Annotated in this window: 18 protein-coding genes; 11 read left to right on the top strand and 7 right to left on the bottom strand. The window is 69.3% G+C overall.

Annotated elements, in window-relative coordinates; translation table 11 throughout:
• The first annotated feature begins 112 nt into the window (after positions 1-112).
• A complete protein-coding gene (locus BM362_RS12980) occupies positions 113-1,735 on the top strand; it encodes a GMC oxidoreductase (protein ID WP_093573438.1) in 1,623 nt (540 codons plus the stop codon).
• On the opposite strand, the gene BM362_RS12975 is transcribed toward BM362_RS12980, so the two are convergent.
• Positions 1,732-2,340 (bottom strand): dTDP-4-dehydrorhamnose 3,5-epimerase family protein, encoded by a 609-nt coding sequence (locus tag BM362_RS12975; protein ID WP_093573255.1) that lies wholly within the window; start codon positions 2,338-2,340, stop codon positions 1,732-1,734. The genes BM362_RS12980 and BM362_RS12975 overlap by 4 nt on opposite strands.
• 371 nt (positions 2,341-2,711) lie before the next feature.
• On the opposite strand from BM362_RS12975, the gene BM362_RS12970 reads away from it, so the two are divergent.
• Positions 2,712-3,893: an NAD(P)-dependent malic enzyme gene (locus BM362_RS12970; protein ID WP_067576074.1), complete on the top strand. Its 1,182-nt coding sequence runs from the start codon at positions 2,712-2,714 to the stop codon at positions 3,891-3,893.
• 384 nt (positions 3,894-4,277) lie between these two features.
• Here BM362_RS12970 and BM362_RS12965 read toward each other — a convergent pair whose 3' ends face one another.
• Positions 4,278-5,702 carry a bis-aminopropyl spermidine synthase family protein gene (locus BM362_RS12965; RefSeq protein ID WP_093573254.1) on the bottom strand — a complete coding sequence of 475 codons (1,425 nt, stop codon included), beginning with the start codon at positions 5,700-5,702 and terminating at the stop codon, positions 4,278-4,280.
• 97 nt (positions 5,703-5,799) lie between these two features.
• On the opposite strand from BM362_RS12965, the gene BM362_RS12960 reads away from it, so the two are divergent.
• Genes BM362_RS12960 through BM362_RS12945 form a run of 4 tightly spaced genes read left to right on the top strand, consistent with a single transcriptional unit; the run spans position 5,800 to position 9,171 of the window.
• On the top strand, positions 5,800-6,888 hold the full coding sequence (locus BM362_RS12960) for an ABC transporter ATP-binding protein (RefSeq protein WP_093573253.1): 1,089 nt from the start codon (positions 5,800-5,802) through the stop codon (positions 6,886-6,888).
• Positions 6,888-7,580 (top strand): ABC transporter permease, encoded by a 693-nt coding sequence (locus tag BM362_RS12955; protein ID WP_093573252.1) that lies wholly within the window; start codon positions 6,888-6,890, stop codon positions 7,578-7,580. The genes BM362_RS12960 and BM362_RS12955 overlap by 1 nt, the downstream gene beginning before the upstream one ends.
• Positions 7,577-8,281, top strand: a complete 705-nt coding sequence (locus tag BM362_RS12950) for an ABC transporter permease (RefSeq protein ID WP_067576082.1) — start codon at positions 7,577-7,579, stop codon at positions 8,279-8,281. The genes BM362_RS12955 and BM362_RS12950 overlap by 4 nt, the downstream gene beginning before the upstream one ends.
• Positions 8,278-9,171, top strand: a complete 894-nt coding sequence (locus BM362_RS12945; RefSeq protein ID WP_093573251.1) for an ABC transporter substrate-binding protein — start codon at positions 8,278-8,280, stop codon at positions 9,169-9,171. Before BM362_RS12950 ends, BM362_RS12945 begins: the two co-directional genes overlap by 4 nt.
• Positions 9,172-9,227: 56 nt before the next feature.
• Here BM362_RS12945 and BM362_RS12940 read toward each other — a convergent pair whose 3' ends face one another.
• The 3 genes from BM362_RS12940 to BM362_RS12930 all read right to left on the bottom strand — a co-directional run bounded on the left by BM362_RS12940 (position 9,228) and on the right by BM362_RS12930 (position 12,463).
• Positions 9,228-9,755 carry a GNAT family N-acetyltransferase gene (locus BM362_RS12940; protein WP_067576086.1) on the bottom strand — a complete coding sequence of 176 codons (528 nt, stop codon included), beginning with the start codon at positions 9,753-9,755 and terminating at the stop codon, positions 9,228-9,230.
• Between the two features lie 210 nt (positions 9,756-9,965).
• Entirely contained in the window at positions 9,966-11,165 is a 1,200-nt protein-coding gene (locus tag BM362_RS12935) for an MFS transporter (protein WP_067576088.1), read from the bottom strand.
• Positions 11,166-11,224: 59 nt separating this feature from the next.
• Entirely contained in the window at positions 11,225-12,463 is a 1,239-nt protein-coding gene (locus tag BM362_RS12930) for an FAD-dependent oxidoreductase (protein ID WP_067576090.1), read from the bottom strand.
• 150 nt (positions 12,464-12,613) lie between these two features.
• Here BM362_RS12930 and BM362_RS12925 point away from each other — a divergent pair, with 150 nt between their 5' ends.
• Positions 12,614-13,081 carry a nitroreductase family deazaflavin-dependent oxidoreductase gene (locus BM362_RS12925; protein WP_067576576.1) on the top strand — a complete coding sequence of 156 codons (468 nt, stop codon included), beginning with the start codon at positions 12,614-12,616 and terminating at the stop codon, positions 13,079-13,081.
• A gap of 103 nt (positions 13,082-13,184) precedes the next feature.
• Here the strand turns inward: BM362_RS12925 and BM362_RS12920 are convergent, their stop codons facing one another.
• Together BM362_RS12920 and BM362_RS12915 are read right to left on the bottom strand one after the other, a co-directional pair.
• The gene (locus BM362_RS12920) at positions 13,185-16,865 is read right to left on the bottom strand and encodes a multifunctional oxoglutarate decarboxylase/oxoglutarate dehydrogenase thiamine pyrophosphate-binding subunit/dihydrolipoyllysine-residue succinyltransferase subunit (RefSeq protein WP_093573250.1); all 3,681 of its coding nucleotides are present in this window, start codon (positions 16,863-16,865) and stop codon (positions 13,185-13,187) included.
• A 261-nt stretch (positions 16,866-17,126) separates the two neighbouring features.
• Positions 17,127-18,626 (bottom strand): FAD-dependent monooxygenase, encoded by a 1,500-nt coding sequence (locus tag BM362_RS12915; protein WP_067576092.1) that lies wholly within the window; start codon positions 18,624-18,626, stop codon positions 17,127-17,129.
• A gap of 270 nt (positions 18,627-18,896) precedes the next feature.
• On the opposite strand from BM362_RS12915, the gene BM362_RS12910 reads away from it, so the two are divergent.
• From BM362_RS12910 to BM362_RS12895, 4 genes are all read left to right on the top strand, one after another.
• Positions 18,897-19,919 (top strand): methyltransferase, encoded by a 1,023-nt coding sequence (locus BM362_RS12910; RefSeq protein ID WP_093573248.1) that lies wholly within the window; start codon positions 18,897-18,899, stop codon positions 19,917-19,919.
• A complete protein-coding gene (locus BM362_RS12905; RefSeq protein ID WP_208865174.1) occupies positions 19,916-21,466 on the top strand; it encodes an FAD-dependent oxidoreductase in 1,551 nt (516 codons plus the stop codon). Before BM362_RS12910 ends, BM362_RS12905 begins: the two co-directional genes overlap by 4 nt.
• A 43-nt stretch (positions 21,467-21,509) precedes the next feature.
• Positions 21,510-22,265, top strand: coding sequence for an SDR family NAD(P)-dependent oxidoreductase (locus tag BM362_RS12900; protein ID WP_067576096.1), 756 nt, complete (start codon positions 21,510-21,512; stop codon positions 22,263-22,265).
• Positions 22,266-22,388: 123 nt separating this feature from the next.
• A complete protein-coding gene (locus BM362_RS12895; protein ID WP_093573246.1) occupies positions 22,389-24,476 on the top strand; it encodes an AfsR/SARP family transcriptional regulator in 2,088 nt (695 codons plus the stop codon).
• The last annotated feature ends 128 nt before the right edge of the window (positions 24,477-24,604 follow it).

Here is a 24,604-nt window from a genome sequence, read left to right as displayed (position 1 = left end):
GTCCGTCCCGTTACCCCGGCCGAGTGAAACTTAACACCGTTTACTGGGCAAATGCGAATAGCGTTCGTTTTAGCCTTGCCAGGGTGCGCGGGACCACGTCAGCATGCCGGGCATGGCCTCCCTCAACCGTCGCCGATTTCTCGGCCTCGCCGCGCTGAACTCCGCCGCGGCCCTCGGACTGACCAGCATTTCGGCGACGACCGCGCGTGCCGCGACCGTTGCACCGCTGCCGGACTATTCGCCCGCGGTGGTGATCGGCACCGGGTACGGCGCGGCGGTCACCGCGCTGCGGCTCGGCGAGGCGGGCGTGCCCACGGTGATGCTCGAAATGGGCCAGCTGTGGAACGAACCGGGCCCGGACGGCAAGGTCTTCTGCGACATGCTGAAGCCGGACCGGCGGTCGATGTGGTTCAAGAAGCGCACTGAAGCGCCGCTCGCGTCCTTCCTGTGGCTGGATATCGCGAACCACGACATCGATCCGTACGCCGGGGTGCTGGACCGGGTGAACTACGGCGGGATGTCGGTGTACGTCGGGCGCGGCGTCGGCGGCGGGTCGCTGGTGAACGGCGCGATGGCGGTGCAGCCGAAGCGTTCGTACTTCGAGGAAATCCTGCCGCGGGTGGACGCCGACGAGATGTATGGCAAGTACTATCCGCGCGCCAACGCTGGTCTCGGCGTGAACCACATCGACGAGGACTGGTTCGAGACCTGCAAGTCCTACCAGTTCGCGCGCGTTTCCCGGAAAGCCGCGCGGAAAACCGGGCTGAAGACGACGTTCGTACCGAGCGTCTACGACTTCGAGTACCTGAAGAAGGAAGAGGCCGGCACAGTCGAACGCTCGGCGCTGGCTTCCGAGGTCATTTACGGCAACAACCACGGCAAACGCTCGCTGGACAAGACGTATCTCGCCGCCGCGCTCGGCACCGGGCACGTGACCATCCAGACGCTGCACGAAGTCCGCGAGATCATCCAGCAGCAGGACGGCACGTACACGCTCGTAGTACGCGAGTCCGACGCGCTCGGCAACGTGCTCGCCACCAAACACCTGTCCACGAAGTACCTGTTCCTCGGCGCGGGCAGCCTCGGCTCGACCGAACTGCTGGTGCGCGCCCGCGACACCGGACGGCTGCCGCGGCTGTCCGAGGCCGTCGGCCAGGGCTGGGGCACCAACGGCAACGTGATGCTCGGCCGCGCCAACCACGTGTGGGACACGACCGGCAGCCTGGAATCGGGAATGCCCGCGCTCGGCATCGACGACTGGGACAACCCGGCGCATCCGGTGTTCGCCGAGATCGCGCCGGTGCCCGCCGGACTCGAAACGTGGGCCAGCCTGTACCTGGCGATCACCAAGAACCCCGAACGCGGCCACTTCACCTATGACGCCGTCAGCGATTCGGCGAAACTGCAGTGGACGCCGGAGCAGGGGCAGCCGTCGATCGACGCGGCGAAATCGCTGTTCGACCGGATCAACAAGGCGAACTCCACGATCTACCGCTACGACCTCTTCGGCGACACGCGGGCGTTCGAGAACCGCTTCACCTACCACCCGCTCGGCGGATTGGTGCTCGGCGACGCGACCGACGACTACGGGCGCGTGAAGGGGTACCGGAACCTGTACGTGACGGACGGTTCGCTGATTCCGGGCAGCACCGGCGTGAACCCGTTCGTGACGATCACCGCGCTGGCCGAGCGCAATATCGAACGGGTCATCGCCGAGGACGGTGTGCGCGCCTAGCGGTGCGCTGACCGCAGCTTTTCGTAGTACGCCACGCAATCCGCGTATGTCGGCAGCAGGCCCTGGCCGAGCGCTTCGGCCAGGGTCGGCGCCGCTTCGTCCTTTTCGGACACAATGGGCGTCAGATCCGCCGGCCAGGGAAGGTCCAGTGCCGGGTCGAGCGGGCTGATGCCGTGCTCGCGCGCCGGGTTGTACGGCTCCGAGCAGAGATACGCCATCACGGTGTTGTCTTCCAGCGCGATGAAGGCGTGCCCGATGCCTTCCGCCACGTAGACCGCGCGGAACTCGGCCGCATCGAGCCGCACCGAATCCCATTCGCCGAACGTCGGCGAGCCGACGCGCAGGTCCACCACCACGTCCAGCAACGAGCCGATCGGGCAGTAGACGTATTTCGCCTGCCCGGGCGGGGTGTCGGCGAAGTGCACGCCGCGGATCGAGCCCGCGCGGGAAACGCTGTGGTTCGTCTGCGCGACCCGCAGCGGATGTCCGGCGGCGCGGACGATCGCTTCCTCCTGGAACGGCGCGACGAACAACCCGCGTTCGTCGGGGAAGACACGCGGGACGAACTCGAAAGCGCCGGAGACCTTGAGCGGGCGGAAGTCCATGCCCGCCACCCTATCGAGTGCGAATTGCGGCCCCGGAACGGAACTGCTTCCGAAACCGGACGGACGTCTTGGGAATAGCGAATCTGTGACATGAGCCGCACCGAGGGGTCGGGTGTGACCGGGGGCCTGTCATGATTGACGAACCGCAGCGTCGGCGGCCATCGCCACACCCCACGGATCGGATGGCCGTGCAGACGCCTCGCCGACAGGCCGGCGCTACCGCGCTGGGCTGCCGTCCGGAGGACGAGTTCCCACACGCGACGGGCGTGTTCGCCCGTCGACCAGGTGGTCCCCCGCTCGCAGTCCCAGGAGTACGTTCGATGACCCAGACCCATCCGCCCGCTTCCGTCATTTCCACGACAGGAACCCCGATGACCGACCAGGCCAGCACCGTCGAGGCCGTGACCGACGCCGAGATCTTCACCGGGCACGAGGGCGGCAAGCTCTCCGTGGCGGCGACCCGGCCGATCTCCGACCCGCGCGACCTCTCGATCGCCTACACGCCCGGCGTGGCGAAGGTGAGCCGCGCGATCGCCGAGGACGCGGCCAAGGCGAAGCGGTACACCTGGGCGGACCGGCTCGTGGCAGTGGTCAGCGACGGCACCGCGGTGCTCGGCCTCGGGGACATCGGCGCGAGCGCGTCGTTGCCGGTCATGGAGGGGAAGTCGGTCCTCTTCAAGACCTTCGGCGGGCTGGACTCGATCCCGCTGGTGCTCGACACCACCGACGTCGACGAGATCGTCGAGACCCTGGTGCGGCTGCGCCCGTCGTTCGGCGCGGTCAACCTGGAGGACATTTCCGCGCCGCGCTGCTTCGAGCTGGAGGACAAGCTCAAGGAGGCGCTGGACTGCCCGGTCATGCACGACGACCAGCACGGCACCGCGATCGTCACCCTCGCCGCCCTGCGCGGTGCGAACCTGGTGCTCGACCGTGACATCGCCGGTGAGCGGGTCGTGGTCTCCGGGGCGGGCGCGGCTGGGGTGGCCTGCGCGAAGATCCTGCTCGCGGCCGGGGTCGCGGACGTGACGGTGCTCGACTCGCGCGGCATCGTGCACGCCGGGCGCGAGGACCTGAACCCGATCAAGCGGCAGCTGGTGGCGACCACGAACAAGGCCGGGCTCACCGGCGGTCTCGCCGAGGCGCTGCGCGGGGCGGACGTCTTCCTCGGGCTGTCCGGGGCGACGATCGACCCGGCGCTGCTGTCGACGATGGCGGACGACTCGATCGTGTTCGCGCTGTCCAATCCGGACCCGGAGGTGCACCCGGCGGTCGCCGCACAGCACGCGGCGATTGTCGCGACCGGGCGGAGCGACTTCCCGAACCAGATCAACAACGTGCTGGCGTTCCCCGGGGTGTTCCGCGGGGCGCTCGACGCCGGGGCGCGGGCGATCACGGAGAACATGAAGCTGGCTGCCGCGGAGGCGATCGTGGCGGTGGCTTCGGATGATCTCGGGCCGGATCGGATCGTGCCCAGCCCGTTGGACCCGAGGGTCGCGCCCGAGGTGGCGGCCGCGGTGGCCAAGGCGGCTGAGCAGGACGGCGTGACTGGCTGAGTGTTCTTGGGAAGGGCTCTCCGGCTTTGGTTGCCGGGGAGCCCTTCTTGCTGGAGTGGTGTGGACTGGTGGTCCGTTTTTCGTTCGGGTGTTGACCGCTCCGGCGACGGCCGCCGAGATCGGGCAGCTGGGGTTGCTTCGGCGGCGGCTCGTCGCCTGGCGGCGACCTTGCGCCCGGTCGTGTTGGGGCACCCCGAAGCCCATTGTGATGACAGTCTGCGGGGGCGCAGACTGCATTTCCGGCTTCGTATCGGGGTGCGGGGGTGGTGTGGGTGCCTGGTTTCGTGGGTGCATCGCGGGCGGCGGGTCGTGAGGGGGTCCCTGACGGACTCTGATTCCCTCAGGGGTCCCTCACGACCATGCGCCGGGAGCGCTGCGCGCGGATCAGCCGGGGAGCAGCTCCGCCAGCCGGTGTCGTGGGACGTCCACCAGGCGCAGGTCGGCCAGGTCTTCCGGGACGTTCAGCGCGGCATTGGCCAATCGGGCGTGGGCGCGGGTGAGCAGTTCGGAGGGATGGTCGACCAGGTCGGCGGCGACGATGGCGTGGCGGTTGTCGGGGGTGCTGCGCAGCAGGCGAAGGCGGTACTTGTCCGCCACCAGCGTGGTGAGCGCGGCCTGGGCGGCTGCGTCCGCGATGTCGGGGTGGTTGTTCGGCAGCAGCAGTGCCAGGCGCCGGGCGTTCGTGCCCAGCAGGGTGCGCAGGAGCCAGGGGCCGGGGTCGGCGGAGAGGTCCATGGCGACGGCATCGCCTTCGGGACCGGACGTGGCCCAGCCGACGGGGCGGGTTTCCAGGGCCAGGCCGCCTTCGGAGGCGATTTCCCGGGCGGCGGCCAGGAGGCCCGGTTTGGTGCCGGCTGATTCGACTGATTGCGGGCCGTGCGTGTAGATGGCGGAGCTTCCCTTGCGGGCGAACGATTTCTTCGCTTTCGCGGTTGGTTGGCAGACATACAAGTCCGCCGCGCTGCCGATTGCTTGGGCACCGGTGTAGCGGTTGAAGTCCGGGAGGATCGCTTCGAAGGTCAGGCCAAGGGTGGCGAGGGAGCGCTGCACCTGCGCGCCTAGGGCGGGGTGGCGTGGGCTGTAGCCGTAGGCCAGAAGGATTCGGCCTTCGGTGGGTTCGCGCAAAGCTTGCACCGCGCGGGCGGCGAAGAGGCCCATGCCTTCCGGCGTGTAGGGCGGGTCGCTGAAGACCAGGTCTGCCTTGCCGGTCAGGGCCGGGGGCAGGCCGACGCGCAGGTCGGCGTGTGCGGTGAAGATGGTGCGTTCGCCGGTTGTGTCCAGGTAGGACAGGACGCGTTCGTCCAGGTCCACTACGGACAGTTCGGCTTCCGGGCACACCGCGCGCACGGCTAGCGACGTCAGGTCGTGGTCGCCGAGGAAGAGCACCTTGCCGCGGCGGAGGTCGTAGCGAGAGTTCAGCCACAACGCGCGGCGCAGCACGGTCTCCGGGGTCGCTTGCACGTGGTCCAGGGCGGCGAGCGGGGGCGGGACGGCGGCGATTCGTTCGGCCAGCATGGTGAGCAAGGCCGGTTGGGCGGCGACTGCTGCTTCGAGCGGGTCGGGCAGGGACGGCAAGGAGTACGGCGTGTAGGCGGCGCGTGCGTGCGGGGCGATGCGGACGCCGGCGGCGGAGCGTTCCAAGTCCGGTTCCAGCGCCGCGAGAAGGTCCTCGATGCTTCGGCGTGGGGCGGCGGTGAGCCGCACTAGGTCGGCCAACTCGTACGAGCCGCTGCGCAGCAGGGCGAGCACTTCGTAGAGCGGGCGGACGGCGGCGCCGTGTGCGGCGAGGGCGTCGTCTAGGGCGGTCACGGGGTCCGAGGGTAGTCGGCCACGCTGCGGGACAGGCTGCCAAGGCCGCGCGAGTGGGCTACCGTCGGACTCTGCACCAGGACGTGGGGAGAAGTCTGTGACCATCGAATTCCGAGACGTCGTCAAACGCTATCCGGACGGCACGGTCGCGGTCGACGGCCTCTCGCTCACCGTGGAAGACGGCACGATCACAGTGTTCGTCGGCCCGTCCGGGTGCGGGAAGACGACCTCGCTGCGGATGATCAACCGGATGGTCGAGCTGACGTCGGGCGCGGTGCTGCTGGACGGCAAGGACGTCAGCGAAGGCGACCCGGCGGTGCTGCGCCGCGGCATCGGCTACGTGATCCAGCACGCCGGGCTCTTTCCGCACCGGACAGTGCTCGACAACATCGCTACCGTGCCGCTGCTGTCCGGATGGGACAAACGCAAGGCGCGCGCCCGGGCGGCCGAGCTGCTCGAGACGGTCGGCCTGCCGACGGAACTCGGGAAGCGTTATCCGGCGCAGCTGTCCGGCGGGCAGCAGCAGCGCGTCGGCGTGGCTCGCGCGCTCGCCGCGGATTCTCCGGTGTTGCTGATGGACGAGCCGTTCTCCGCGGTCGACCCGGTGGTCCGCGAAGGGCTTCAAGACGAGTTGCTGCGGCTGCAATCCCAGCTGGGCAAGACAATCGTGTTCGTCACGCACGACATCGACGAGGCCGTGCGGCTCGGGGACAAGGTCGCGGTGATGCGCGTCGGCGGGAAGCTCGCGCAGTACGGCACGCCAGCCGAGGTGCTGCGGCATCCGGTGGACGACTTCGTCGCGTCGTTCGTCGGCCGGGACCGGGGGTATCGAGGGCTTTCGTTCCTGCCGGCGAGCGGTGTCGAGGTGTCGCCGGCTCGCACGATCGAGCTCGGCAGCAAGATCGACGGTCCGTCGGAGGGCTGGCTCCTCGCGGTGAACGACGAGAAGCAGCCGCGCGGCTGGTTGCCACCAGGCTCCACAGTGGACGGTCCGTTGACGGAAACCGACCTCGTGGCAGGCGGATCGCTGTACGTGCAGGGCACGCCGATCCGCGGGGCGCTCGACGCGGCGCTGTCGTCGCCTGCCAGTCTCGGCGTCGTGGTGGACGGCGGGAACCGGGTGCTCGGGACGGTGGTCGCGCACCAGGTCCTGGACGTGATCGAGGCCTCCCCGCAGGCGTCCTGATGGGCGGCTTCTTCGGCGAACTCGGCCGGTACCTGTCGAGTTCCAACAACCGCGGCGAAATCCTCGCCAACCTGCTTGAGAACATCTATCTCGCGCTGGTGCCGCTGGTCGCGGGCATCGTGCTGGCGATCCTGCTCGGCTGGCTCGGGCATCGCTGGCGGCCCGCGCGCAGTGTGCTGCTGGTCGTGGGGAATCTGCTGTACACGATTCCGTCGCTGGCGCTTTTCGTGGTGATTCCCGGCATTATCGGCACAAAAATTCTCGACAGTGTCAACGTGATCGTCGCGCTGACCATCTACACCACCGCGCTGCTGGTGCGTCCGGTGCTCGACGCGCTGGAAGCCGTGCCACCGCACATCGTCGCGGCGGCCACGGCGATCGGATATCGCGGGCCGCGCCGGTTCTTCAGCGTCGAACTGCCGCTCGCGGTACCGGTGCTCGCGGCGGGGGTCCGGGTGGCGTCGGTGAGCAACATCAGCCTGGTCAGCGTCGGTGCGCTGATCGGGACCGGGGCGCTCGGCGTGCTGTTCACCGACGGGTTCCAGCGAGAGTACTTCTCGCCGATCGTGGTCGGGATCGTGCTGACCATGCTGCTCGCGTTGATCGTCGACCTGCTGCTGGTGCTGCTGCGCAATCTGTTGACGCCTTGGGAGAGAGCGGGTCGCGCGCCGGCCGCGGAGGTGGCGGGATGATCGGCGACGTCTTCACCTGGTTCACCACGGCCGCGAACTGGCAGGGCACGGACGGCATTCTCGCCCGGCTGGCCCAGCACGTCGGCTACGTCGCGCTGGCACTGGTCATCGCGCTGGTGATCGCGATCCCGATCGGACTGTTCGTCGGGCACACCGGCCGCGGCGGCGTCGTGCTGGTCGGTGTCGGCAACGCGATCCGCGCACTGCCGACGCTGGGGCTCGTCACGTTCCTGTTCCTGCTCTTCACCGAAAGCACCACGGCGACCATCATCGGCCTGGTGGTGCTGGCGATCCCGCCGGTGCTGGCGGGCACGTACGCCGGTCTGCAAGCGGCCGAGCACGACGTCGTCGACGCCGCGCAAGGCATCGGGATGACCGGCTGGCAACGACTGTGGCAAGTGGAGGTGCCGATCGCGCTTCCGCTGGTGCTGGGCGGAATCCGCAACGCCGTCCTGCAGCTGATCGCGACCGCCGCGGTGGCCGCGTACGTGGGTCTCGGCGGCCTCGGTCGGTTCCTGCTCGACGGACTGGCCATTTTGGACTACACCGAGGTCGTCGCGGGCGCGATTCTCACCGCGTTGCTGGCGATCGTGATCGACCTGCTGCTCGCCGCGGCACAGCGAGCCTTGGTGCCCAAGGGGGTCCGGCTGGCCGCGCAGGCAGCGTCCGGCCGGGCAGTGGCTGCGGGAGGAGCGGCGTGAAACGGTGGGGCATCCTGGTGGCCGGGCTGGCGCTGCTGGCGTCGGCATGCGGAAACCCGCTGTCGGGCGGGGGTGAGGGCGGCAGTACCGGCGATATCATCATCGGTGCGTCGGATGTCGGGGAAAGTTCTTTGCTGGCCCAGATTTACGCCGGGGCCCTGCGGAATGTCGGTGCGCACAACGTGACGGTTCGGCCACCGGTCGGCAGTCGCGAGGTCGTGGTGAAAGCGTTGCAGGACAAGTCGTTGTCGGTGGTGCCGGATTACTCCGGGAACTTGCTGCGGTACTTCGACAAGAATACCGCGGCGACGACTTCGGAAGATGTCTACGCGCAGCTCAAGCAGAAGATCCCGGGTGGATTTGAGGTGCTCGACCAGTCGCCCGCGCAGGACAAGGACTTGCTCGTGGTGGGCAAGGAACTCGCGGCCACCGGCGTGAAGACGTTTTCCGACCTCGGACCGAGGTGCGAAGACCTGGTGATGGGCGGGCCGGGGCAGTGGAGCAGCCGGTGGAAGGACCGGATCAAGCAGCTGTACGGATGCGAGTTCAAGGAAATCCGCACGACGGACACCGGCGGACCGGTGACGGTGGCGGCGTTGAAGTCTGGCGATGTGCAGGTGGCGGACCTGTTCAGCACATCGGCGACTATCGCGTCCAACGGGTTTGTGCCGCTGGAGGACGACAAGCACATGTTCCCGGCGCAGAACATCGTGCCGCTGGTGTCGCGGGGGACGTTGAATGACGCCGAGACGGCGGCGTTGAACCGGGTTTCGGCTGCGCTGACTACCGAGCAGTTGACCGAGTTGAACGTGCAGTACACGGATGAGAAGCGGAATGCCAAGGATATCGCTGGGGAGTTCTTGCGGCGGAACGGGCTGGCGGCGTCGTGAGTGGCGATCCCGGTGAGAACCGGGATCGCCACTCACGACTCGTCCTCAGCCATTGCTCACAGCCGGTCGAAGGCCGCGGCGTAGCGGAACGCTCCGCGGTTTCCCGGGTTGTACGCCGCGAGCGGGAGGGCCTGGAAGTGCGGCGCCCATTCCGGCACCGGCGGCGTGACGCCGAGCTTCTCGGCCAGGACGAAGCCGAAGCGGGAGTAATAGCCCGGGTCGCCCAGGAGCACGATCAGGCCGTAGCCGAGTGCGTTGGCGGCGCCGATCGTTGCGTGGACCAAGGCGGAGCCCGTGCCGCCGCGGTGGTGGGCGGGGAGGACGCCCAGCGGGCCGAAGCCGATGGCGGAATCTGGGTCGTCGTCGAGACGGCCTGGGCTGGAGCAGGCGTGGCCGATCACCTCTCCGTCGCGGAGGGCGACGAGCGAGAGCGCGGGGAGCAGATCGCCGTCGGCGGTGAGTTCGGCGACTAGCTTCGCTTCCGGCATTTCGCCGGTGACGTCGGGGTTGTGGGCGCGGAACGCGGCGGTGTGCACGGCGTGGATCGCGGGTGCGTCGTCGGCGGTCGACTGGCGGATCTGCATGCGTCCAGTTTCCGTGAGCGACGGCCTGTGCGGAAATTGATTTTGGCCGGCCGCGTCAGGGGAACCGGGGGACGATGAGCGAGTCGGTGGCGATTGGGGCGCGGGCGAACACCTGCGGGGCGGCCGGCGGGTTCGGCTGGCGTCGATGGAGGAGCGGCTCGACCCGACCGACACCGTGGCCGGCTGTCGTTGCGGATCGGCGAGCGCTGATCAGGCCGTCGCTGTCTGCGGAGCAACCCGCGCCGGGCGGTCGTCCCGCATGAAGAGGAGGACCAGGGCTCCCACGAGCGGTCCGGCGGCCAGGGTGAGGAACGCCGAATAGAACGAGCCGGTCGCGTGGAAGACCGGGCCCACGACGGCGGGCACGATTACGCTGCCCAGTTGCCAGAAGGCGTTCACCGCGCCAGCGGCGGAACCGGCTAGCCCGGCACCGGTCAGGGCGGGGATCATGGCGGCTGTCAGCGGGCTGTAGGCGTACGCGCCGATGCCGAGAATCGGGGCTACCACTAGGAAAGCGCTGTAGCTGCTGAGGGAACCGAAGACCAGCAGCGCCCCGCCGAAGAGGATGAGGACGGCGATGATCGGGATTCGCCTGCCTAGGCCGGCTTTGTCGGTGAGCCAGCCGATCAACGGCTTGATCACGACCGCGGTGCCGGAGAAGATGACCAGGACTACGCCAGCCCGTACGGGGTCGATGTGTTCGCCGCGGATCATCAGGGTGTTGGACCACGTGACGAAACCGTAGGTGCCCCACAGGCCGCCGAAACCGGCCAAACCCAGCAGCAGTAGGTCGCGGTTGCGGAAGAGCGGGCGGGGATCCGGCAGTGCGCGGCGGGTGGAAGCGGAGACGGTGCCGTTGCGGATGAAGGCCAGGCACAGCAGGCCGAGTGCGACGGTGACTCCGCCGAAAAGGTGGTACGACACTGGCCAGCCGCTGTTTTTCACGAGCGTGGGCACGACGGCGTTGGCTACGACGGTGCCCAGTGACGTCGCGGTCATGAAGACGCCGCTCGCGAGACCGTGTTCTTCTGGGCGGAACCAGGTGGTGATCAGCTTCAGCCCGGCCGAGAAGTCGACTCCGGCGAAGAGGCCTAGCAAGGCTTGCAGGACCAGGCCCCAGGCGATCGAGGTGGTCGAGCCGAACCCCACCATCAGCGCGCCCGCGACCAGCGAGCTGATGCCCAGGACCGCCCGGCTGCCCAGCCAGTCGGAGAGGAAGCCGCCCGCGGTGTTGGAGACGACGTAGCCGAGGTAGTAGCAGGTGGCGAAGATTCCGAGCGCGGCGAGCGGGACGCCGAGCGAATCGCTGACCGCCGCCGACGCGGGGCCCCAGGTTGAGCGGTCTACCGAGGTCATCGTGAACACTGCCCAGCAGAGCAGCAGGACGACCCAGCGATAGCGGCTCGGCATGGGGGCTCCTTCGACCGGGCGGATGATCAGGGAAGGTTCCCGTCGCCGGCGGTGGCGGGTCAAGCCAAGGCGCCCTGCCGGTGCAACTCGGCCCGGATCGCGCGAACGTCGTGGGCTCGGCCGCCGACGTACTGGGCGGCGGCGATTCCCGCGGCGTGGCCGGTGGCGAAGGCGGTGCCCATGACGCGGACGGAGGCGTACGCGTCGTCGTCGGAGCTGGTCAGCCGGCCGGCTGCCCAGAGGTTCGCGGTGTCGGCGGAGCAGATCGCGCCGTAGGGGAGGTCGTACCAGCCTCGGTCGGCGATCGGTTCGTAGCGGGTGACGCCTGGGCCCGCGTGGTCTTCGATCGGCCAGCCGCAGCGGCCGATGGACGCGCCGGGGCGTTTGCGGGCGGTCAGGACGTCGCGGCCGGTGAGTTGTTCGCGGCCTGCCAGGTGCCGGCCTTCGCGGATGCCCAGCTGGGGGCCGGTTTCCTCTAGGCGCGCCGACGACCAGCCGGAAAGGTGTTTGCGCAACGCGTCCAGGTATTGCCATGCCTGGCGTCGCGCATTGGCCTCGTCGCGGCTCAGCGAGACGGCGTCCAGGACGTCGGTTTGTTCGTCCACCAGGAGTGCGATGACGTCGCGGGTCAACGGAAGGTGCACGGCGATGCCGTAATCGCGGGACAACTGGACGCCGGTTTCCCGTTGGTACGCGGCGACCGCGGCGCGCAGGCCCTCGCGCGAAAGGTCGGCATCCTCGGGGACGCCGGAGAATCGGCAGACGAGCGTGCTGGTTTGCCGCTCGCGCACCGGGGCTAGGCGGACGGCGGCTCCAGCGGCGGCCAGGAGTGCGCCGTCGCCGCTGGTGTCGATGAACGCACCGGCGGTGACCCGTTCCCGGCCGCCGCGGTGGTGCAGTTCGACCTCGGTGACGACGCCGTGCGTGCGCCGCGCGCCGATGAGTTTGGTGTGCAGGAGGACGTCCACGCCGGCGTCGGCGGCCAGTTCGTCGTAGACCAGCTTGGTGGTTTCCAGGTCGAGCAAGACGATCTTGTTGCCGGTCCAGCCCATCGTCTTCTCTTCGTAGGCGCCGCGGTGGCGCAGCCGCCGCAGCACCTCCTCGCCGACGCCCGCGACGACCTGCTGCCCGGTCTGGTCGAAGAAACCGCAAAGGGTCAGCACGGAACTGATCGTCGCCGCGCCGCCGAGGTACGGGTACTGCTCGACCAGCAGCACCCGCGCCCCGGCCCGCGCCGCCCCGGTCGCGGAGGCGATACCCCCAGCACCGCCTCCGACTACGACGACGTCGTAGTGCACTCCAGCCCTCCTCGGGTGTTTGGCACCCAGTGAACTGGGTCCGGCCGGGACGTCGCCACTGCCTTTCCGGCACCCCGGGCATACCCGCGAGGTATATATATGAATACCAGAAAGTATGAAACTCATACAAGTTGGCGTACGATCGAAGGTATGGACACGAAGGCCGCCGGATACCGGCGCAAGGTCAACACGATCAACCGGGTCATCACCGCCCTGCAGCGCGCGGGGCTCGCGTTCGGGCCGATGCAACTGCTCACCGTCCCCGGACGGCGCAGCGGCGAGCCGCGGACGTTTCCGTTGGCAGTATTGAAAGTCCAGGGCGGGGAGTACCTGATCCAGGCGTTCCCGAAGGCGGCGTGGGTGGCGAACGTCCGCGCGGCCAAGGAAGGCACGCTGTCGCGCGGGCGGCGGCAGCGGCGGGTGCGGTTCGTGGAGTTGCCGGTCGCGGAGCGGGGGCCGGTGTTGCGGGAGGTGGTCGCGGGCGGGCCGCCGAGCGTGGGGCGGCGTTACGTGACGACGGGGTTGGCGGAGTCGCCGACGCCGGACGGGGTGGCGGCCGCTGCGGCTGCGGGGAGGATCGCGGTGTTCCGGGTGGAGGCAGCGGGGCTGGGGTCGTGAGTGGCGATCCCGGTGAGAACCGGGATCGCCACTCACGACCACCCCACAACGGCGAAGGCCGCCGCGGGAACGATCCCGCGGCGGCCTTGCGCGTAACTGAGGATCAGTCGAACGCCTTGGCGATCAGCGCCTTCTGCTCGACGTCGTGCACCTTCGACGAACCGGCCGACGGGGCGGCCATCGGGCGGCGCGCCACCACGTCGAGCCCGCCGAAGAACTCCGGGAACTTCCGGGGCAGGTTGAGGCCGAAGAACGGCCACGCGCCCTGGTTTTCCGGCTCTTCCTGGACCCAGGCGATCTGCTGGGCGTTCGTGTAGCGCTCCACCGCCGCCAGCAGCTTCTTCTTCGGCAGCGGGTAGTACTGCTCGATCCGCACGATCGCGACGTCGTCCGCACCGCGCTTCTCGCGCTCGGCCACCAGCTCCCAGTAGAGCTTGCCCGAGGTGAGCAGCACCTTGCGGACCTTCGCCGGGTCCTGGGTGGCGTCGTCGATCACCGACATGAAGCGGCTCTGGCCGGTGAAGTCCTCGACCGTCGACGTCGCCGCCTTGTTGCGCAGCATCGACTTCGGGGTGAAGACGATCAGCGGACGCTGGATGCCGTCGAGGGCGTGGCGGCGCAGCAGGTGGAAGTAGTTCGCCGGGGTGGAGGGCACCGCGACGGTCATCGACGCTTCCGCGCACAGCGACAGGAACCGCTCGATCCGGCCGGACGTGTGGTCCGGGCCCTGGCCCTCGTGGCCGTGCGGCAGCAGCAGCACGACGTCCGAGCGCTGGCCCCACTTGGCCTCGCCGGAGGAGATGTACTCGTCGATCACGGTCTGCGCGCCGTTGACGAAGTCGCCGAACTGCGCTTCCCACATCACCAGCGCCTCGGAGTTCGCCACCGAGTAGCCGTACTCGAAGCCGACGGCCGCGTACTCCGACAGCGCCGAGTCGTAGATCATCACGCGGCCCTGGCCCTCGGCAAGGTGCTGCAGCGGCGAGTACTCCTGGCCGTTCTTGCGGTCGATGAACACCGAGTGCCGCTGGGTGAAGGTGCCGCGCCGGGAGTCCTGGCCGGACAGCCGCACGAGACGGCCTTCCAGTGCCAGCGACCCGAACGCGAGCAGTTCGCCGAACGCCCAGTCGACGCCGCCCTCGCGCGACATCTTGTGCCTGCGCTCCATGACCGGCTTGACCCGCGGGTGCGGGGTGAAGCCCTCGGGCAGGTTGACGAACGCGTCGCCGATCTGCTCGACGACCTCGCGCGACACGGCGGTGGTGACCTTCGCCGGGATCTGCTGCTCGCCCTCGACCGACGGGCTCGCCTTCGCCGGGTGCTTCTCCAGTTCGCGCACCTCGTTGAAGACATGCTCTAGCTGGCTGGAGAAGTCGCGCAGCGCGGCCTCGGCCTCTTCGACGGAGATGTCGCCCCGGCCGATCAGCGATTCGGTGTAGATCTTCCGGACCGAACGCTTCGTGTCGATGATGTCGTACATCGCCGGCTGCGTCATGGAGGGGTCGTCGCCCTCGTTGTGGCCGCGGCGGCGGTAGCAGATCAGGTCGATCACGACGTCCTTGTGGAACGCCTGGCGGTAGTCCATCGCCAGCTTCGCGACCCAGTGCGCGGCTTCCGGGTCGTCGCCGTTCACGTGGAAGACCGGCGCGCCGATCATCTTCGCGACGTCGGTGGCGTACTGGCTGGAGCGCGAGTGCTCCGGCGCGGTGGTGAAGCCGACCTGGTTGTTGACGACGATGTGCACGGTGCCGCCGGTGCGATAGCCGCGCAGCAGCGCCAGGTTCAGGGTCTCGGCCACGACGCCCTGCCCCGCGAAGGCCGCGTCGCCGTGCATCAGGACCGGCAGCACGGTGTAGCCCTCGCCGCCCTTGTCGAGGACGTCCTGCTTGGCGCGGACGATGCCCTCGAGGACCGGGTCGACGGTCTCCAGGTGCGACGGGTTGGACGCCAGCGACACCCGGGTCTCCCCGTCGCCGAACATCCGGAAGTACTTGCCCTCGGCCCCGAGGTGGTACTTCACGTCGCCGGAGCCGTGCGCCTGGCCCGGGTCGAGGTTGCCCTCGAACTCCTGGAAGATCTGGCTGATCGGCTTGCCGACGATGTTCGCCAGCACGTTCAGCCTGCCGCGGTGCGGCATGCCGATGACGACCTCGTCCAGTTCCGCCTCGGCGGCCTTGTCGAGCACCGTGTCCAGCAGCGGGACCAGGGTCTCGCCGCCTTCCAGCGAGAACCGCCGCTGGCCGACGTACTTGGTCTGCAGGAAGGTCTCGAACGCCTCGGCGGCGTTGAGCTTCGACAGGATGTACTTCTGCGCGGACGGCTCCGGCTTGTTGTGCCGGACCTCGACGCGCTCCTGGATCCAGCGCCGCTCCTCGGGGTCGAGGATGTGCGTGTACTCCACGCCGACCGTGCGGCAGTAGGAGTCGCGCAGCACGCCGAGGATGTCGCGCAGCTTCATCCGCTCGCGGCTGGAGAAGTCGCCGACCGCGAACTCGCGGTCCAGGTCCCACAGGGTCAGGCCGTGGCTGAGCACGTCAAGGTCGTGGTGGCTGCGCTGGCGGTAGTTCAGCGGGTCGGTGTCGGCCATCAGGTGGCCGCGCATCCGGAACGCCTCGATCAGCTCCATCACGCGCGCGGTCTTGTCGACCGGGCCGTCCGGGATGTCGGCGACCCAGCGGATCGGCTCGTAGGGCAGCCGCAGGCTGGTGAAGACGTCGTCGTAGAAGCCGTCCTCGCCGAGCAGCAGTGCGTGAATGCGCTTCAGGAACTCGCCGGACTCGGCGCCCTGGATGATGCGGTGGTCATAGGTCGAGGTCAGCGTCATGATCTTGCTGACGGCGAGGTCGACCAGGGTCTTCTCGCTGGTGCCCTCGAACGACGCCGGGTACTGCATCGCGCCGACGCCGATGATCGCGCCCTGGCCCGCCTGCAGCCGCGGCACCGAGTGGTTCGTGCCGATGCCGCCCGGGTTGGTGAGCGAGATGGTGGTGCCCGCGAAGTCGTCCGCGGTGAGCTTGTTCGTGCGGGCCTTCTTGACGATCTCCTCGTAGGCCTGCCAGAACTGCATGAACGTCATGTTCTCGGTGGCCTTGATGGAGGCCACGACGAGAGTGCGGGAGTCGTCCTTGCCCTTCATGTCGATGGCAAGCCCGAAGTTCACGTGCTCCGGCGTGATCGCGAACGGCTTCCCGTCGATCAGCTGGTAGTGCCGGTTCATGTTCGGGAAGTCCTTCAGCGCCCGCACCATGGCGTAGCCGATGAGGTGGGTGAAGGAGATCTTGCCGCCGCGGGTGCGCTTGAGGTGGTTGTTGATGACGATGCGGTTGTCCGCCATCAGCTTCGCCGGGACCGCGCGCACGCTGGTCGCGGTGGGCACGGTGAGCGAGGCGTCCATGTTCTTGGCGATCGCCGCCGCGGCGCCGCGCAGCTGCTTGGACTCCGGCTCGGCGTCCTTCGCCGGAGCGGACTTGGCGGGCGCGGAAGCCGCGGGCTTCGCGGCCGGGGCGGGCTTGGCCGGAGCCTTGGCCGCCGGGGCCGCGGCGGCCTTGGCGGCCGGTGCTGCCGGGGCCTTCGCGGCGGGCTTGGCCGCGGGGGCGGACGCGGCGGCCTTGGCTTCCCCGTTCCCTTCCTGCGTACCGTTGCCGCCCGGAGTGGGCTTGTAGTCGGCGAAGAAATCGTGCCAGGCGGCGTCTACCGACTGGGGGTCCGCGAGAAACCGCTCGTACATTTCTTCGACGAGCCACTCATTGGCACCGAACTGCGATGCGGGACTGCTGCTGGCCACGGCTGGCTCTCGCCTCTATCCATTCTCGATCCGATATCACAAGCATCTGCTGACCGCCAGGCTAGTCCCCTGCCGGTGGCCCGAAACACGCCACCTGGACGCTCGTGAGACAGGTCATTGTCTGGATCGGTTGAGAGGCCCAGCCTGACAGACAGCAGGGCCCACCGTACGCGTCGCAAGGGCCGAATGCCGTCACCTCGGCCGCTCTGGGGTGACCTCGGCCACAACACAGCCACAGCTTTCTCCGCGGCGCGGCCGGGGTCAGCTCGCCGCGGCGGGCAGCGAGCGCACGGGTGCTGGTCCGAACCACGCGCGCAGGGCTTCGCGCAGATCGGCGGGATCGGTGTCCGGGCTCGCGGCGAGCCAGGCGACGTGCCCGTCCGGGCGGAGCAGGAACGCGGCGGGGACCTCGCTGGTGCACGGGGTGCCGGAGACGAGGTCGAGCCGGTCGAGCCACGGCGCGGCGGTGCGGGCCACGGCGGGGCCGTCGGTGAGGTCGACGAGCACGCCGCGGCCGGAGTGCAGCAGCTTCATCGTGGTCGTCGCGGTGCCGTCCACGACGATCGACCACTCCGGAACGCGGGTCCCGGCCAGCGGGTGGTCCGAGGCGGGGAAGGTCGGGTAGCGCACGTCGAGCGCGGTGATCATCTCCGCGAGGTAGCGGTTGACCTCGTCGAATTCCATCAGCGTCCCGAACAGCTCGCGCAGCGGGCCGATCTCCGGGCGCGGGTCCATCAGCGCGAGCTGGGCCTGGGTGTTGAAGCAGACGCGCGCGCCGACCGGATGGCGTTCCTCGTGGTAGGTGTCGAGCAGGGCGTCGGGGCTGCCGTTGACGACCGCGGCGAGTTTCCAGCCGAGGTTCACCACGTCCTGGATGCCGGTGTTGAGGCCCTGTCCGCCGGCCGGGAAGTGCACGTGCGCCGCGTCGCCGGCGAGCATCACGCGGCCCTTGCGGTACTGCGCGGCCTGCCGGGTCGCGTCGCCGAAGCGTGACAGCCACACCGGGTCGCGCATCGGGAGCTCCTGGTCGGTGACCCGCTTGACCGAGGCGGCGAGTTCTTCCAGCTCGACCGGGTCGTCGCGGTGCGCGGCAGGCGGCCGGAACTCGACCGACACGACGCGGTAGAGGTCGCCGCCGAGCGGGACCGTGCCGAACACGCCGCCCTGGCAGCGAGCCAGGTGCGGGCCGTCGGGCACCTGGTCGAGGTGGACGTCGGCGAGCATCGCGTCGATGTTGGAGGCGGTGCCGGGGAAGTCGATGCCGGCCAGTTTGCGGACCAGGCTGCTGCCGCCGTCGCAGCCGACGAGGTAGCGGGAGCGGATCCGGTACTCGCCGTCCGGGCCGGTCACGGTGGCGACCACCGCGTCGGGCCCGTTCTCCAGTTCGGTGAGCCGGTGCCCGCGGCGGATCTCGACGTCCAGTTCCCGCGCGCGCTCTTCGAGGATCGCCTCGGTGCGCGACTGCGGGACCATCAGCGCGTAGGTGTGTCGTCCGTTGAGCTTGCTGAGGTCGAGCAGCCGCATGCCGGCGAAGTGCCCCTTCGGCCAGACCGGCGCGCCCTCGCTGAAGCGGGGCAGCAGGCCGCGCTGGTCGAGCACCTCGACGGTGCGCGAGTGCAGGCCGAGCGCGCGGGACTGCCCGCTCGGCTCGGGAAGCCGCTCCAGCACCAGCACTCGGCCGGGCCGCAGCCCCAGCTCGCTCGCGAGCATCAGCCCGACCGGGCCGCCGCCCACGATCACCACGTCGTACTCGACATCCATCCCGGTGCTCCCCATATGTCCCGTCCCTGTTGTCAGCCCGGTCAAGCCTGGAGTACCGCGCGGGTTCGCGGCTATACGCGCTGTGCTGGGGATTCAGCGCTCGCCGAGCGGTCCTGGACGCTGCGCGAGCGGGTCCGAGGCGGGCGTCGGCGGAGGTCGAGAGCGTGTTGAGGGGCCTTCGAGATCCGGCCGGAAACATCGCCGCACACGAGGATTTCCGCGGCGGTGCCGCCCGCGGACCACCAGAACGGAAGGCAGGTACGACCCGGGATGACTGCCCACACCACCGTGGACGCGCAGGCGATCGCCCGCCTCAACATGTTGTTCACCCAGTCGAAGATCCTGCACAGCGCGGTCGAACTGGGCGTGTTCGAACTGCTGGCTTCCGCGCCGCGGACGATCGACGAGATCCGGCAGGAACTCGGGCTGCACCAGCGGTTCACCGGCGATTTCGTCCAGGCGCTGGCCGCGCTCGGCCTGCTGGAACGCGACGGCGAGAAGTTCGGCAACACCCTGGCGGCCGCGGAGGTGCTGGTGCCGGGCGCGCCTGGCGGCGGTTACCTCGGCGCGCGGGTCCGCACGACCGCGCAGCGGCATTACGCGATGTGGGGCAAGTTGTCCGAGGCGCTGCGCGACGGCGAGCCGAAGGCGGATATCGGCGGGCACGGCGCGTTCGCCAAGCTGTACGAGGATCCGGTGCGCGCCAAGGCTTTCCTGGTGCACATGGACGCGAACAACGCGTTGGTCGCGCCGCAGCTGGCCGAGCACGTGGACTGGTCTTCCTACAAGAGCTTTGTCGACGTCGGCGGCGCTCGTGGCAACGTCGCGGCACAGTTGTGCCTCGCGCACCCGCACCTGCACGGCGGGGTGTTCGAGCTTCCGCCGATCGAACCGCACTTTGCCGAGCTGATGGCGGAACTCGGTGTCGCGGACCGGGTCACGTTCCACGCGGGTGACTTCTTCGAGACGCCATTGCCCGAGACCGATGTGGTCGTGTTCGGTCATGTGCTGCACGACTGGGACCCGAAACGCCGGGTGGAACTGCTGAAGCGAGCCAAGGACGCGGTGCCGGGCGGGGGCGCGGTCGTGGTGTACGACCAGATCCTCGACGACGAGAACCCGGATCTGCGCAGCCTGATCGGCAGCATCAACGTCGGCCTGATCACCGACGGCGGTTCCGAGTACACCGTGCCGCAGCTGCGCGAGTGGCTGGCCGAAGCCGGACTGGAGTTCCGGGCCGCCACCGCTCTGCCGAAGGGCAACGACACCGTTGTGGTCGCGGTGAAACCGTGAGTGCGCAAGCCCTGGTGGTCGGTGCCGGACCGGTCGGGCTGACCGCGGCGCACGAGCTGGCCCGGCGCGGCGTGCGGGTGCGGATCGTGGACCGGGCGGCCGGTCCGGCGGTGACCAGCCGGGCGCTGGCGACGCATCCGCGTTCGCTGGAGATCTACGACCAGATGGGCGTGCTCGACGATCTGCTGCCGCGTGGACAGCAGGTGCGCGCGTTCACGATTCACATGCGCGGCAAGCGAATGGTCGGTCTCCGGGCGGACTACTCGCGGCTGCCGACGCGGCTGCCGTTCACGTTGATGGTCGACCAGGTCATCACCGAGGAGGTGCTGCGGACCGCGTTGGCCAAGCAGGGCGTCGAGGTCGAATGGGGCGTGGCGCTGGCCGGCTTCACCGACACCGGAGACGGCGTCCAGGTGCGGCTCGAACGCGACGGCGAGAGCGAGGAGACCTCGGCGGACTGGCTGGTCGGCTGCGACGGCGGGCACAGCGCGGTGCGCAAGAAGCTGGGGCTGAAGCTCGAAGGAGACTCGTCGGAGACCTGGCTGATCGCCGACGCACAGGCGGATACCGCGTTGCCGCGCGACAGCATCCACCTGATCCGGACCCCGGGCGGTTCGGTGATGCTGGTGCCGTTCCCGGACGAGGGCAAATGGCGGCTGCTCGACACCCGGGACGTGGAGTACTCCGGCCCCGGCGACGACGCGGCGGTAGCGCGGCGGTTCTCGGAGAAGGTGTCCGCGGCGACCGGCGTGCCGACCGTGGTTTCCCCGCCGACGTGGGTTTCGGTGTTCTCCATCCAGCAGCGGATGGTGCCTTCGATGCGGTCTGGCCGCTGTCTGGTCGCCGGCGACGCCGCGCACGTGCACAGCCCGGCGTCCGGCCAGGGCATGAACACCGGCGTCCAGGACGCGTACAACCTCGCGTGGAAGCTGGCGATGGTCATCGACGGACACGCCGACGAGCGGCTGCTCGACAGCTACTCGCGCGAGCGCGTGCCGGTGGGCGCGGAGCTGCTGCGCACCACGAAGAAGGCGACTTTCCTGGTACAGCTGAAAAATCCGTACGTCGCCGCAGTGCTGCCGGTGGCCTTCGGCGTGATGCGCAACGTTTCGGCGCTGCGCGGCAAGCTGGAACGCAAGATCATGGGCGGGATGTCCGCGCTCGGCCTGTCCTATGGCGACGGTCCCGCGGCGGCCGGGCCTGGACCGCGACCGGGCGAGCGGCTGTCGGTCGTCGCCGGTGCGGACGCGGAAACCCCGGCGTGGCAAGCGTTGCTGGCGCAGTTGCGCGAGCCGGGCTGGACGCTGGTGCTCGGCCCGGAAGCGGATCGAGCCGATCTGCCGTCCTTGGGCGGCTGGCTGGTGCCGCAGGTGGCGGGCACTGGCGGAGACCTGCCGGACGCCGACGGCGCGTTGCGGCGGGCGCTCGGCCTTTCAGCGGCGGGCTGGATCCTGACGCGTCCGGACGGCTACGTGGCCGACCGCGGCGACCGGACGTCCGCTGCCGCCGTGCGCGCGGTCCTGCGGCACGCGCACATCACTGTCTGAGGAGCGGGAAGTCCTTCACGGACCTGAGGAGACTGGAGCGAAGGTGGATCTGGGGCTGACCGGCAAGGTCGTGCTGGTGACCGGCGGCAGCGGCGGGATCGGGGCCGAACTCGCGCGCACGTTCGCCGCGGAAGGGGCCAAGGTCGCGGTGACCTACCGGGCCAACCGCGAGGCGGCCGAAGTGCTCGCGCGCGAATGCGGCCCGGACCGCGGCCTCGCCGTGCACTACGACCTGACCGAACTGGCCAGTGTGGACGCGGCAGTCGAGCAGGTGACGCGGCACTGGGGGCCGGTGGACGTGCTGGTCGCGAATGCGATCAGCCCCGGCGCGCTGCGCAAGCCGGGAAAACTGTTCGAAGAACTACCTACGGAGGATTGCGCTTCGTTCATCAATGTGAATATCGCGCCGGTGTTCCACACAGTGGCGAAGGTGCTGCCCGGTATGCGCGAGAAGAAATGGGGACGGATCGCATTTATTTCGTCGCGCGCGGCGACCGCGGGCAAGCCGGGCCGCGAGGCTTATGGTGCGGTGAAGTCGGCATTGCACGGTTTCGCCACGAGTCTCGCCTGGGACGTCGGCCGCGACGGAGTGCTGGTCAACACCATTCTTCCTGGCCTGACCGTCACTCCCCGTGTTGCGGAACAGGTTCCGGCCGCGGTTCTGGAGCGCGAGCGAGCCATCACGCCCAGTGGCCGGTTGAGCTGTCCGGGTGATGTCGCGCAACTGGCAGTGTTCCTGTGTTCGGCCGCCAACGGCAATACGAACGGGCAGTTCGCAGAAGTATCAGGTGGACGTTAAGTTTTTCCCGCCCGGGATCAGGAAGCCGTTTCTCTGCTAGCGTCGCTGGCGTCTCACTGGGGGAAAGCGAAGCACGCGAGGCCGCTGCCTGGCGTGCTCTTTCGGCAGGTATCTGGGGGTCGGATGCAGATCGCAATATTGGGACCGCTGGCGGTACGTGCGGACGGAGTGGGCAAGACGCCGTCCGCGCCGAAGCTCCGCACCGTGCTGGCCATGCTCGCACTGAACGCCAACCGGGCAGTGCACTTCGAGCAGTTCGTCGAGGAGCTGTGGGAGAACAACCCTCCGGCGAGCGCGGCCACGACGTTGCAGACCTACGTCTACCAGCTGCGCAAATCGCTGCGGCTGGCCGGTTCGGCCGAGGAGGGCGCGACAGTTCTGCTGACCCGCCCGCACGGCTACGAACTGCAGGTGCCGCGGGCGGACGTGGTCGACGCGGTGCGCTTTTCGGCGCTGCTCGACCAAGCCCGCGACCGGCACGACGCGGGTGATCTCGAAGCGTGCGCCGAACTGGCCAGACAGGCGCTCGCACTGTGGCGCGGGGCCGCGCTTTCCGATCTTCCGCTCGGCCCGACCCTCGCCGCGCGGGCGACCCAGCTGGAGGAGAGCCGCAAGGCGGCCCTTGACCTGCGGTTCGAGGCCGAACTGGCGCTGGGCAGGCATCGCCGCGTCGTGGACGAGCTGGCCGGGGTGGTCAAGGCGAATCCGACGCACGAGGCGTACTCGGCGAAGCTGATGGTCGCGCTCTACCGGTGCGGCCGCCGGGTCGAGGCGCTCGACGTCTACCACCGGGTGCGCAGCGATTTCATCGCGCAGCTGGGCATCGAGCCGTCGGCGACGCTGCGCTCGGTGCATCAGCAGATCCTGGTGGACGATCCCGCGCTCACCCTTCCGGCCCCGCGCGGCTCCGGTGTGAGTGAAGCCACAACTGGTCTAGACAACGGGCAAACCGGGCAGGGTGCGCAAAACGATCGCGCTGCGAAAGCAGTCGTCCGGAGTATCGACGACAACGACACCGTGACTGAGAGCAGTGTCGTCGAAGTGGTTTCCGCCGTGCGCGCGGATGCGGAGGGTGATCTGGTCCCGCTGCGGCCCGCGGCACCGGAGGCGCTGGGGCCGAATCACCTCCCGTCCGACGTGACCGACTTCGTCGGCCGGGGCGAGGAGATCCGCGAGCTGGTGCGGCGGTGTTCCGCCGCGCGCACCAAGCTCACCGGCGGCAGCGCCGTCGTGGAGATCACCGGCGGGCCGGGCGCGGGCAAGACCTCGCTGCTCGTGCACGTCGCGCACCGGGTCCGCGCGACATTCCCGGACGGGCAGATCTTCGCGTCGCTGACGCCGGTGCACCGCGGCGAGGAGACGATGGCCGAGGTGCTCGCCGGCTGCCTGCGCGCGTGCGGGGTTCCGCTGTCGCCCGCGCCGTCGATGTCCGAGCTGGTGAACGTCTACCGCGACTACACCGCCACCCGGCGGCTGCTGGTCGTCGTGGACGACGCGTCCCGGTCCGCCGAGGTGGATCTGTTGCGCCCCAGCGGTTCCGGTAGTCTGCTGCTGGTCGCGAGCAGGCGGCGGCTGTACCTGCGCGGCGTGGTCGCGCCGGTCAATCTGCCGCCGCTGACGGTCAACGAATCGCTGGAGCTGCTCGGTCAGTTCATCGGGCGGCGGCGGATGCTGGAGGACCTCGACTGCGCCAGCGCGCTGGTGCGGATGTGCGGCAGGCTGCCGCTGGCCGTCGCGGCGGTCGGCGGGTATCTGGCTTACCGGCCGGCCTGGTCGTTGCGCCGGATGCACGACCGGCTGTCCCGCGATCCCGGTGCGGTGCTTCGGTTGCCGTGCGGGGAAGGCACGGTCGACGCGAGCGTCCGGGCGAGCTACCGGACCCTGTGCGGACCGGCGCAGGAGGCGTTCCGGCAGCTGGCGGGCATCGACGAGTTCACCGTGCCGGACGCGGTCAAGCTCCTTGGCAGGCCTGGAGAACTGGTGCGCGAAGTGCTCGAAGATCTCGAATCCGCCGGGCTGGCCGAGGAAATCGGCGAACGCGGCGGTTCGGGACCGCACCGGTACCGCGACGCCGAGTCCAATGTAGACTTTCTGCGCCCGTCCGCATCGGACGCGGTCTATTGCGTTCCCCGGCTGCCGTCGTTCGCGGGCCGCCTGCTGGCAAGGGAAGCCGAGCCCGCGGCGCGCGAGGCGGCGGTCGCCACCGGCTGAAAACGAGGCGGGGTCGAATCCGGCTGGAGCGCGTTCGACCCCTCTTCGATCCGTCTTGGACACCCCGGGCCCAGACTCGACATCAGCGACGTCGGGCGCTCGGAGCGCGAAGGGCAGGTGCAGACGGA

This window comes from Amycolatopsis rubida, assembly GCF_900115345.1.
Lineage (GTDB): Bacteria > Actinomycetota > Actinomycetes > Mycobacteriales > Pseudonocardiaceae > Amycolatopsis > Amycolatopsis rubida.
Note: the sequence above shows the minus strand (reverse complement) of the source record. Positions and strands in the feature narration are given on the sequence as shown.